The organism is Providencia sp. 2023EL-00965 (assembly GCF_033550225.1).
Taxonomy (GTDB): Bacteria; Pseudomonadota; Gammaproteobacteria; order Enterobacterales; family Enterobacteriaceae; genus Providencia; species Providencia manganoxydans.
Window position 1 is genome coordinate 90,947 of record NZ_JAWUEH010000017.1, and the last position, 11,262, is coordinate 102,208.

Below are 11,262 nucleotides of genomic sequence, written 5' to 3' on the forward strand. Positions count from 1 at the left end.
CATCAAATCACAATTTTTTCAAGATGGTTTAATTTTGTAATAGTTGCATAGGCAAAAGTCATCAAATGACACAGTTAAACAAACGATATGCCTTAACATAAAGTTACAATATCATTTATATGAGTTACTATTATAAGGTTACATAGTAAGCAGCGATTTAGCGCTGATGAGATTATACTTACTGAATAGATGAAAGCGTTACAAATACCCAAAAAGTGCAACTACTTAAGTAGTTATACATTCTAATTACATGATTTTATTTTGTTTTACTCCATAATTATCCATTAGCAAAATAAATCAACGCTATGATTTTATTGAAATAAAACAAATTAAAAAGCAAAAACACCTAATTACGCTATACTAACCTAAGTAAATTACATTCATAAAATTTATGAATTATGTATCATTATCAAAATAAATTTGATGGTATCAATTAACTACAATTGCTAATTTTGTCTTTTGATATACCATTTAGATGGTTGATGACAGTTGTAATCTTACCAACTGAAACTAATAAGGTATCCAAATAATGGAAAGTTCATTTACTCCGACAGAAGAGCTGCTAAATGCTCGTGTCGCACAGCAAGATTCACATAATAACCCAATACCCTATCAGGAGATCCTTCTGACTCGCCTATGTATGCACGTTCATGGCAAGTTACTTGAGTCTCGTAACAATATGCTCAAGGCCCAAGGAATTAACGAAACCCTCTTTATGGCATTGATGATCCTTGATACAAAAGATAGCCGTAGTATTCAACCTTCTGAGCTGAGCGCTGCTTTGGGTTCCTCACGCACAAATGCGACTCGCATCGCCGATGAACTTGAAAAAAATGGTTGGATTGAACGCAAAGAAAGCCATAACGATCGCCGTTGCTTACATCTCCACCTTACAGAAAAAGGCTCGCAGTTTTTAGGTGGGCTCTTACCACCTCAACATGCGGCTTTAAAAGATATCTGGTCTGTACTTGATATTGACGAACAGCAACAGCTAAATAAATTGATGCGTAAGTTACTTATAAAGCTGGATACAGTAAGAGATTATACTAAGTCATAATAACCTCTATATTAGTGTGGATAATGTATTTGAGTCATTTATAATCCGAAAGGCGAAAAAAGACTTTTCTGTCTAAAAGATTTCGTTATCCTTTCTACCTTGTGCTTACGATATTCCAACAAGCAAACCTATCAATTGTCGTCCCAGTTTCCAGTGGTTAGCGTTAACTACTGGGAACATTCGTGATTAAAAATGCCCATAAGCGGAGAAACACTAGTATGAGTGCCCACGAGGAAATGCAAACCACACAACAGCCTCAGCGCAATAAAAAGAAACAACGTAGAAGCGCCCTAGCACTTCTCACACTATTATTTGTCGCTATTGGCATTGGCTGGGCAGCTTATTGGTTCTTTGTTCTGCGTCATTACGAATCAACAGATAATGCTTATGTCGCAGGTAATCAGGTACAAATACAGTCACAAATCGCCGGTAGTGTGATGACCGTCAATGTAGATAATACTGATTTTGTAAAAAGTGGTACCATTCTCGTTGAATTAGACCCTAGAGATGCTCAACTCGCCTTAGAAAAAGCGAAAACGACTTTAGCTAACAGCGTACGCCAATCCCACCAGCAGATCGTTAATAGCCGTCAATACCAAGCTAATATTAATATGAAACGCTCTGAACTGGTGAGATTACAAAATGACTTAAAACGCCGAGAAGTCCTTGGTAGCAGCAATTTAATTGGTAAAGAAGAGCTACAACACGCGCGCGAAGCCGTTGTCAGTGCAAAAGCAGCTTTAGATGTCGCTATTGAGCAATTAAATGCAAACAATGCTATTGTGCTGGATACGCCATTATCTAAACAACCTGCCGTTGAACAAGCTGCAACAGAAGTTAGAAATGCATGGCTCGCACTGCAACGAACAAAAATAGTCAGTCCTGTCGATGGTTATGTTTCACGGCGTAGCGTTCAAGTCGGCTCACAAATCACCACAGCAACCCCCCTTATGGCAATCGTTCCTTCGCAAGGTATGTGGATTGATGCAAATTTCAAAGAAACTCAACTTGCCGATATGCGTATAGGCCAACCAGCCAAAGTAACAACCGATTTTTATGGTAAAGACATTGTGTTTAATGGCACGGTCGTAGGTTTGGATATGGGAACGGGAAGTGCGTTCTCTTTACTTCCAGCACAAAATGCAACAGGTAACTGGATCAAAGTGGTACAACGTCTACCGGTTCGTGTCGCGTTAGAGCCTACTCAGTTAGAACAGTATCCATTACGCTTAGGTTTATCCACTGAAGTCACTGTAGATACCCTCAATAAAGATGGCAAAGTACTCGCAAAAGGTATGCGTGAAGCCCCCGCTTATCACACATCTGCACTCGCTATTGATATGTCTCCTGCGGACAAAATAGTTACTGAGATTATTAATAGTAACTCTGGAAACAATTAATCTGAGGTGAACGTGACTAAAGCACCTTTAACAGGTTCTAAACTTGCATGGATGACTATCGCGCTTTCACTCGCCACATTTATGCAAGTCTTAGATTCAACCATTGCGAACGTTGCTATACCAACTATCGCAGGGAATCTAGGCTCTTCAATTACTCAGGGAACTTGGGTGATCACTTCCTTTGGTGTGGCAAATGCCATTTCAATTCCAGTGACGGGTTGGCTTGCACGCCGCATCGGTGAAGTTAGGCTATTTTTATGGTCTACAGGACTGTTTGCCCTAACCTCATGGCTATGTGGTATTTCAAACAGCTTAGAAATGCTGATCCTGTTCCGTGTTCTGCAAGGTTTGGTGGCTGGGCCTCTGATCCCATTGTCTCAAAGTTTGTTGCTAAACAACTATCCACCACAAAAACGCAATATGGCGTTAGCCCTGTGGTCAATGACCATTGTTGTTGCACCTATTTGTGGTCCAATTCTTGGCGGCTATATCAGTGATAACTACCATTGGGGCTGGATATTCTTTATCAACGTACCTTTTAGTATTGCCATCATTTTTGCCATTATGCAGACACTCAAAGGCCGTGAAACCAAAATCTCGATTAACCCTATTGATACCGTTGGCCTAGTGTTACTCGTGGTCGGTATTGGGGCTTTGCAGATTATGTTAGATCAGGGCAAAGAACTCGATTGGTTTAATTCTACCGAGATCATTGTACTTACGGTGATAGCGGTTGTCGCCATAGCCTTCTTAGTGGTCTGGGAGCTAACCGATGATCATCCCGTCATTGATCTATCACTTTTTAAGGAACGTAACTTTACTATCGGCTGCCTTGCATTAAGCCTCGCTTACATGCTCTATTTTGGCACCATCGTTCTGATCCCCCAGCTATTACAATCTGTCTATGGTTACACCGCGACATGGGCCGGACTCGCCTCTGCCCCCGTTGGTTTGCTTCCTTTGCTGATCACTCCAATAATCGGTCGATTTGGTAACCGTATCGACATGCGTTACCTCGTGACATTCAGCTTTATTATTTATGCTCTCTGCTATTATTGGCGCGCCTATACTTTTGAGCCAGGTATGAGCTTTGCCGCCGCGGCTTGGCCTCAGTTCGTACAAGGATTGGCAATCGCATGCTTCTTTATGCCGTTAACCACCATTACTTTGTCGGGACTTCCTCCAGAAAAAATGGCTTCTGCTTCCAGCTTATCTAATTTTACGCGAACGCTCGCTGGGGCTATTGGTACATCGATTACCACCACCATGTGGACGCAACGAGAAGCCATGCATCATGAAGTGTTGACTGAATTCATCAACCCTTACAATGTCAATTCACAACACATGTACAGCGACCTTGCACAAATGGGGATGAATGATATTCAAAGTGCAGCCTTCCTTGCTAAGAGCATTACCGATCAAGGATTAATTATTTCAGCTAATGAAATTTTTTGGTTGTCGGCGGGGATCTTTATCTTACTAATGGTCATTATTTGGTTTGCCAAACCGCCATTTGGAGCGGGAGCCAAAAGTGATGGCGGCGGCGCGCACTAACGCCTAATAACAAAAACGGCACATTAAACAGTAGGTTTTCTACTTTTAATGTGCCGTTACGATCCATTACTCTACATCATATTGAAACGATGAACGGAGTATTATACCTTATTTATTTGGCTTTATTCTGTTGCCACCATTGCGCTAACATAATACCTGTAGCGACAGAAACATTGAGACTCTCAACCTTACCTGTCCCACCAATATATAAGCTCATATCCCCCTCGTCCCACACGCTATCACTCAACCCATCGCGCTCTTGACCTAACACCAGTACCATTTTTTCAGGTAATTGAGCTTTAGCAATGTCTTGACTGCCTTTATGACTTGATGTGGTAACAATAGTATAGCCCGCTTGGCGGAAGTGATTTAATGTTGCGCTTAGCCCATCTGCATCAATAGCTTTGATATGCTCAGCGCCACCTTCAGCTGTACGAATGGCTGCACCAGACTCCAGCATACCTGCATCTTGTAAAATCACACCTTGGATCCCAAAATGAGCGCAGCTACGCATGATGCCACCTAAATTATGTGGGTTACCCACATCTTCTAGTGCCAAGACACAATCTTTTGCAGGAGCTTGTTCCAAATAAGTTTCAACACTCATCCCACCGCGTTTTTTAATCAAGAAACAAACACCACCATGATGTTCGGTTCCCGATGCCTTCGTCAGTTCTTCATCATCAACAACATGATAAGCTTTACGATTTGCTGCCATCCATTTTAATGCATCACGAAAACGTGGAGTGACTGATTGCAGAAACCACGCTCGCACAATAGCATCAGGACGATTTTTAAACATGGCCTGACACGCATTTTCACCATAAATACGCGTTTCTTCTAAACGTTGCTTACGCAATTGCTCAGGGTCAATTTGGCTTTTACCTGAAATACCGCCATGATCATTAACCAGCTCATCAGTATTTGGCTTCGAAACTGTACGCCAAGCAGAACGCTCACGTGGTGGCTGACTTCTTCTATCATCGGGGCGACCTGAACGCTCATTGCGGCGGCCACCATCACGTTTATCGTTACCGCGTCGATTATCTTGCTGACGTTTGCCTTTATGTTGCCCGTCATTTTGATCTTCACTACGGACATACATCACTTTTACTTTACCGTTCTTACCACTAAAATCATTTGAGTCGTTCATTGTTATCCCCTACAAAGCTATGGCGCGAAGATTACATGATGTTGCCGAGCTACGCCACTGATTCACGCATTATTGCACCGAAAAGATCCTGAATATACCTCTATCACCATTCATTGGATTTACGTACAATACGCGCTCTATTTTCATCAACACCAAAACTTGTGCCAATCATGACCCCGAACGCCGTTTATGCTCTACGTCAACAACGCCTACTACTATCAACTAAACCTTTTAAAGCAAGAGGTTGTCGAGTTAAACGCTGCCAGTACTGTTTATTGCCTACACCACAGTGCCTTTGCCAGCATATAGTCCCTACCGAAGCAAAAAGCCAATTTTGCTTGATCATGTTCGATGGTGAAGTCTTTAAACCAAGTAATACCGGTAAATTGATTGCAGATGTCATGCCAGACACTTTAGCTTTTCAATGGTCGAGAACTGAACCCGATTCGCGATTACTTGCAGTTTTACAAGATCCAACTCGACAGCCTTATCTCATTTTTCCCGAAAGTTACGCCCAATCTGGACGGAAAGTGGTTAATCAACCGACTATCTCTGACAAACCCCCATTATTTATTCTATTAGATGGTACATGGCCAGAGGCACGTAAAATGTTTCGTAAAAGCCCTTATCTCGATAATATCCCTGTACTTTCTATTAACACCAAAGCAAGAACAGATTACTTACTGCGTACTCCATCAAAGGAAGAACAACACTGTACTGCCGAAGTGGCTGCAACCCTCTTAGAACTTGCCGGCGATACATTGGCCTCTCAACAACTCTTTAGTCATTTCAATCTATTTAGAGACAAGTATCTAGAAGGTAAACCGCACCACCCGTTGGCTCAAATGCGACAAGCTGAAAAACAGTTAACTCATTGTGAGTAGCGTATCAATGCGATTTTCCATAACTATCGTGATAAATATGCAATTTTAAGATAATCAACAATAGAAAACGTGAACATCATTAGATAATTCCACTGATAAACTGGCACAACTAGAGAGATACGGCATAGTATACTCGTCATACTTCAAGATGCAGCGGTGTTGACTGTGCTCAGCTAGCCGAGTCACATAACCTATATATGCTCTTCATCCACCTGCATCTGAAATAAATTAGAGGATATATCTCACAATATTGATAGGGCGGTATGTTCGCTCACCAAAGCAAAAGGTGATCTACCATGGGTTTAGTGAGTCAGTTAGAGTCTTTATTTAGACCAAAATCAATTGCGGTCATTGGTGCATCAGAAGATCCAAACCGAGCAGGCTCGGTAATGATGAAAAATTTATTAACCAGTGGCTTCAAAGGACCAATACTCCCCGTTAACCCAAACCGTAGCTCTATTCTTGGGGTACTCGCTTATCCAAGTATAGATAAATTACCGTTAAAACCTGATTTGGCTGTAATTTGTACCCATCATGCCAAAAACCCAGAGTGCTTAAGGCAACTAGGCGAATATGGCTGTAAAGTAGTGATTATTTTATCATCGCCCTCAATTCAATTTGCTGAACTCAAAAAAATTGCTCATCAATATCAAATTAGGCTGTTAGGCCCAAATAGCCTAGGTATCTTAGCACCATGGCAAGGCTTAAATGCGAGCTTCTCACCAATCCCTATCTTAAAAGGTAAATTGGCTTTTATTTCTCAATCAGCGGCAGTGTCTAATACCGTTTTAGATTGGGCTCGCCATCGTGAAATCGGTTTTTCCTACTTTATTGCACTTGGTGATCGTATCGATATTGATATCGACGATCTTTTGGATTACCTCGCGCGCGATAGTAAAACGAGTGCCATTTTGCTCTATCTTGAAAGCATTAGTGATGCACGGCGCTTCCTTTCTGCTTCACGCAGCGCATCGCGCAATAAACCTATATTAGTAGTTAAAAGTGGTCGAACCCGTAAAGCACAACAGTTACTTGGCGAAAAACCAAGCTTAGATGCGGCCTATGATGCCGCCATTCAGAGAGCCGGCCTTCTGCGAGTTCAAGATACTCATGAAATGTTTTCAGCTGTTGAAACATTGAGCCACATGACCCCCTTAAGAGGTGAACGCTTATCAATCATCAGTAATGGTGCCGCACCCGCTGCGATGGCTCTCGATGAATTATTACAACGCAATGGTAAGCTCGCAACTTTAGGCCAAGAAACGCAGACCGAACTTAGCGCCCTTCTGCCCCTCGATCTATCAACACAAAACCCTATTGATTTAGGCGATGATGCAACACTTGATCGCTACATTAGCGTATTAAATAAAATGCTAGATAGCCATGATCATGATGCGCTATTACTCATTTATACGCCAAGTGCCATCACCGAAAGTAAAGGCATGGCTGAAAAAATCATTAAAACCATTAAACAGCACCCAAGAGGGAAATGGCTAACAATACTCACTAACTGGTGTGGCGAATACTCATCACAAACCTCACGCCGTTTATTTAGTGAAGCAGGTATTCCAACTTACCGTACACCAGAAGGTGCTATAACTGCTTATATGCATATGGTTGAGTATCGTAGGAACCAAAAACAGTTAAAAGAAACCCCCGCTCTGCCTATCGGTATTACAGCGAATACTCAACAAGCACATGATTACATTCAACAAGCATTGCAAAATAACAATTTGCATTTAGATACCCATGAAGTTCAACCAATTTTGCAAGCTTATGGGCTGAACAGTTTACCAACTTGGATCGCCCATTCTAGCGATGAAGCGATTGAGATAGCAGAAAAAATCGGTTATCCCGTCGCATTGAAGTTACGTTCTCCTGATATCGTGCATAAATCAGAAGTACAAGGGGTTATGCTCTATTTACGTAATGCTAAAGAGGTTGGTGAAGCCGCTAAGGCGATTATTGACCGTGTATCAACGAATTTCCCTCAGGCAAGGGTCGAGGGCTTACTGGTTCAAAGTATGGCTAACCGAGCTGGTGCTCAAGAACTGCGCATTGCCGTTGAACTGGATCCTATATTTGGACCGTTAATTATGCTTGGTGAAGGCGGTATCGAATGGCAACAAGAAAGCCAAGCCGCTGTTGCTTTACCACCATTAAATTTAGCCTTAGCTCGCTATTTAGTGATTCAAGCTATTAAAGGCTATAAAATAAAATCACGCAGTGCGCTAGCGCCTTTAAATATCCCAGGACTCGCAAGCTTATTAGTGAGAGTTTCCAATTTAATTATTGATTGCCCAAATATTTCTCGGCTTGATATCCATCCGCTACTCGCTTCAGGTGACGAATTTACTCTACTTGATGTCTCAATGTCATTGTCACCAAACCAAGAGGATCCAAAATCAAGACTCGCGATCCGCCCCTATCCAAGTGAATTAGAAGAAACGATCAGTTTAAAAGATGACTTAACTTGCCTACTACGCCCTATCTTGCCTGAAGACGAACCTCTCCTAAAATCATTTATCGAACGGGTCACAAAAGAAGATCTTTATTATCGTTATTTTAGTGAAATCAGTGAGTTTACACATGATGATCTCGCGAATATGACGCAGATTGACTATGACCGTGAAATGGCCTTTGTCGCCGTTAAGAATCAAGACTCTGAGCCTGAAATTATCGGTGTCACTCGTGCAATGGCAGATCCTGATAATCAAGAGGCAGAATTTGCGGTTCTTGTTCGCTCAGATATGAAAGGACTTACACTTGGTTACCAATTAATGAACAAGCTACTAAACTATACTCGCTCACACGGGATCAAAAAGCTGAGCGCGATTACAATGCCAGAAAACCGTAATATGATCAGCCTAGCCAAAAAATTAGGATTCGAAATTGATGTGCAGTTTGAAGATGGTGTCGTAAACTTAACCTTACACTTATGAGCAATCAGTGTAATAACCTTGTACAACAATTAAACAGAAATTTAATTTATTCTAAATGGTTTGGCTAAATATGCTATCATCGACGGATCATTCGCTCACTTATACTCTAAATAATTCGAGGTGCAGCTAGGCGAAAAATGAATGAGACGCTAGGAACACAGAAAATGATGTGACTGGCGCGAATGAGCGAAGCTCAACAAACGCTGCAACTTGAAGCATGATGAGTATATATACTTAAAGCGAGTTGCGATTAGACCTAACAAGAGAAATTCACACTGTGATGTTGTCAAAATTAAAACAAGCAAAACATCAACAATACTTGGCAAATTTGCCTAAGCTGACACAATCGATTGCTGATGTTAAAACGCTATATAAGACAGAAGATTTTCGTGATGCTTTGCTTAAGCAAATATCCGTTGCTCAGCATTACATCTACATCACTGCGTTATATTTAGAGCAAGATGATGCAGGTAAAGACATACTTCATGCCCTCTATGCGGCGAAGCAAGCAAATCCATCATTAGAGGTAAAAATACTGGTTGATTGGCACCGTGCACAACGTGGCAGAATCGGTGCTGCTGCGAATTCTACCAATGCAGATTGGTACTACGACGTAGCACAACAGTACCCTGAAATCGATATCCCTGTTTATGGTATTCCAGTCAATACACGAGAAGCGCTAGGGGTATTGCACCTCAAAGGTTTTCTTTTTGATGATACTTTATTATACAGTGGAGCAAGTATTAATGATGTGTACTTGCAGCGCCATGAAAAGTACCGTTACGATAGATATCAACTGATTAAAAATGAGCAGCTAACTGCGTCAATGAAAGCTTTTATTGATGATACGTTATTAAAAGCAGACGCGGTACAGTTACTCAACATTGCTAATCGACCTAAAACGGCTGAATTCAAGAATATCATTAAACAATTTCGCCTCACACTTAGGGGCGGCTCATATCGCTTTGTCGGTAATGCATCAAATCATGAATTAGCAGTCACACCTTTGGTGGGTTTAGGTAAAAAGAATGACTTAAACCGAACTATTACCCATTTGATGGGGTCGACACAAAGTAAGCTCACAATTTGCACCCCTTATTTTAACCTTCCTGCGGTATTAGTAAGGGTGATTAGTCGATTACTGCGTGAAGGTAAAAAGATCGAAATTATTATTGGCGATAAAACAGCCAACGATTTCTATATTCCACCTGAAGAGCCATTTAAAATTATTGGCGCCTTACCTTATCTGTATGAAATCAATTTACGCAGATTTGTTAGTCGCCTACAAAAATTTATTGATAGCCAACAGCTCACCATTCGCTTGTGGAAAGATGGTGATAATACCTATCACCTAAAGGGTATGTGGGTAGATAACCAATGGCAGCTTATTACTGGTAATAATTTAAATCCACGCGCTTGGGGGCTAGACCTCGAAAATGCGGTATTGATCCACGATCCTAATCAGGAAATGCAGGAACAACGCCAACATGAGCTCGAATGTATTCGTACTCATACTAAAGTGGTTAATCATTATCGTGAGCTAGATAGCATTCAAACCTATCCTGTCAAAGTGAAAAAACTGATCCGCCGACTAAGACGAATCAGAGTTGATCGGTTAATCAGCCGTATCTTATAGAGCATTTATAAAGCACCACTTATGTGGTGTTTTTTTTATCTATCTTTATTCAACAAAATACATATGAAACTACCCAAAAAGCTATTCACATATTCATTCATTGGATTAGCACTCATAACAACTGGCTGTACAGGCTTCCATTGGTCAAACGATAATTGGACAGGCCAAGACAAAGCACAACATTTTGCATTTTCAGCTGCAATGGCTATGGCTGGTAATGCCTATGCAGATAGACAAAATTGGCAACACCGGGAAGCTGCGCAGTTTGGTATTTTATTGTCAGTTTCTTTAGGTGCAGCCAAAGAGCTGTATGATAGTAGACCAGAAGGTACTGGATGGAGTTGGCATGACTTTGCTTATGATGTTGCCGGTGCCGTCGCGGGGTATAGCCTGTATAACACAATGAAATAGCTATCTCTTTATAGCTTTACCACACTTTATCTCACCAAATCACTTCTCACAAAGAGCTAAAATATTTCTTTCCAAGCGCAAAAAAGCCACCCAATGGATGGCTTCTTCACTAATTTAATGTCTGGCAGTTCCCTACTCTCACATGGGGAGACCCCACACTACCATCGGCGCTACGGCGTTTCACTGCTGAGTTCGGCATGGGGTCAGGTGGGACCACCGCGCTAT

Annotated in this window: 8 protein-coding genes and 1 rRNA gene; 7 read left to right on the plus strand and 2 right to left on the minus strand. The window is 41.5% G+C overall.

Annotated elements, in window-relative coordinates; translation table 11 throughout:
- The first annotated feature begins 529 nt into the window (after window positions 1-529).
- From mprA to emrB, 3 genes are all read left to right on the plus strand, one after another.
- Window positions 530-1,057: a transcriptional repressor MprA gene (gene mprA, locus SC428_RS18715; protein ID WP_070925086.1), complete on the plus strand. Its 528-nt coding sequence runs from the start codon at window positions 530-532 to the stop codon at window positions 1,055-1,057.
- Window positions 1,058-1,275: 218 nt separating this feature from the next.
- Window positions 1,276-2,457 (plus strand): multidrug efflux MFS transporter periplasmic adaptor subunit EmrA, encoded by a 1,182-nt coding sequence (gene emrA, locus SC428_RS18720; protein WP_070925087.1) that lies wholly within the window; start codon window positions 1,276-1,278, stop codon window positions 2,455-2,457.
- Between the two features lie 12 nt (window positions 2,458-2,469).
- On the plus strand, window positions 2,470-4,011 hold the full coding sequence (gene emrB / locus SC428_RS18725; protein ID WP_140186820.1) for a multidrug efflux MFS transporter permease subunit EmrB: 1,542 nt from the start codon (window positions 2,470-2,472) through the stop codon (window positions 4,009-4,011).
- A gap of 112 nt (window positions 4,012-4,123) precedes the next feature.
- Here emrB and SC428_RS18730 read toward each other — a convergent pair whose 3' ends face one another.
- Complete coding sequence (locus SC428_RS18730) at window positions 4,124-5,164, minus strand: tRNA/rRNA methyltransferase (protein WP_140186822.1); 1,041 nt, start codon at window positions 5,162-5,164, stop codon at window positions 4,124-4,126.
- A 170-nt stretch (window positions 5,165-5,334) separates the two neighbouring features.
- On the opposite strand from SC428_RS18730, the gene SC428_RS18735 reads away from it, so the two are divergent.
- From SC428_RS18735 to SC428_RS18750, 4 genes are all read left to right on the plus strand, one after another.
- Complete coding sequence (locus SC428_RS18735; RefSeq protein ID WP_140182806.1) at window positions 5,335-6,048, plus strand: tRNA-uridine aminocarboxypropyltransferase; 714 nt, start codon at window positions 5,335-5,337, stop codon at window positions 6,046-6,048.
- Between the two features lie 296 nt (window positions 6,049-6,344).
- Window positions 6,345-8,990 carry a bifunctional acetate--CoA ligase family protein/GNAT family N-acetyltransferase gene (locus SC428_RS18740; RefSeq protein ID WP_272581395.1) on the plus strand — a complete coding sequence of 882 codons (2,646 nt, stop codon included), beginning with the start codon at window positions 6,345-6,347 and terminating at the stop codon, window positions 8,988-8,990.
- Between the two features lie 280 nt (window positions 8,991-9,270).
- Complete coding sequence (gene pssA / locus SC428_RS18745) at window positions 9,271-10,626, plus strand: CDP-diacylglycerol--serine O-phosphatidyltransferase (protein ID WP_140182811.1); 1,356 nt, start codon at window positions 9,271-9,273, stop codon at window positions 10,624-10,626.
- Window positions 10,627-10,689: 63 nt separating this feature from the next.
- Window positions 10,690-11,037 carry a YfiM family lipoprotein gene (locus SC428_RS18750; RefSeq protein WP_070925092.1) on the plus strand — a complete coding sequence of 116 codons (348 nt, stop codon included), beginning with the start codon at window positions 10,690-10,692 and terminating at the stop codon, window positions 11,035-11,037.
- A 119-nt stretch (window positions 11,038-11,156) separates the two neighbouring features.
- Here SC428_RS18750 and rrf read toward each other — a convergent pair.
- A 5S ribosomal RNA gene (rrf, locus tag SC428_RS18755) occupies window positions 11,157-11,262 on the minus strand; the annotation flags it as partial.

Excerpts from the sequence above, each read along its gene's own strand:
- pssA (WP_140182811.1), top strand. The coding sequence starts at position 9,271 with ATGTTGTCAAAATTAAAACAAGCAAAACATCAACAATACTTGGCAAAT.
- SC428_RS18730 (WP_140186822.1), bottom strand. The coding sequence starts at position 5,164 with ATGAACGACTCAAATGATTTTAGTGGTAAGAACGGTAAAGTAAAAGTG.
- SC428_RS18740 (WP_272581395.1), top strand. The coding sequence starts at position 6,345 with ATGGGTTTAGTGAGTCAGTTAGAGTCTTTATTTAGACCAAAATCAATT.
- emrA (WP_070925087.1), top strand. The coding sequence starts at position 1,276 with ATGAGTGCCCACGAGGAAATGCAAACCACACAACAGCCTCAGCGCAAT.
- SC428_RS18735 (WP_140182806.1), top strand. The coding sequence starts at position 5,335 with ATGACCCCGAACGCCGTTTATGCTCTACGTCAACAACGCCTACTACTA.
- mprA (WP_070925086.1), top strand. The coding sequence starts at position 530 with ATGGAAAGTTCATTTACTCCGACAGAAGAGCTGCTAAATGCTCGTGTC.
- SC428_RS18750 (WP_070925092.1), top strand. The coding sequence starts at position 10,690 with ATGAAACTACCCAAAAAGCTATTCACATATTCATTCATTGGATTAGCA.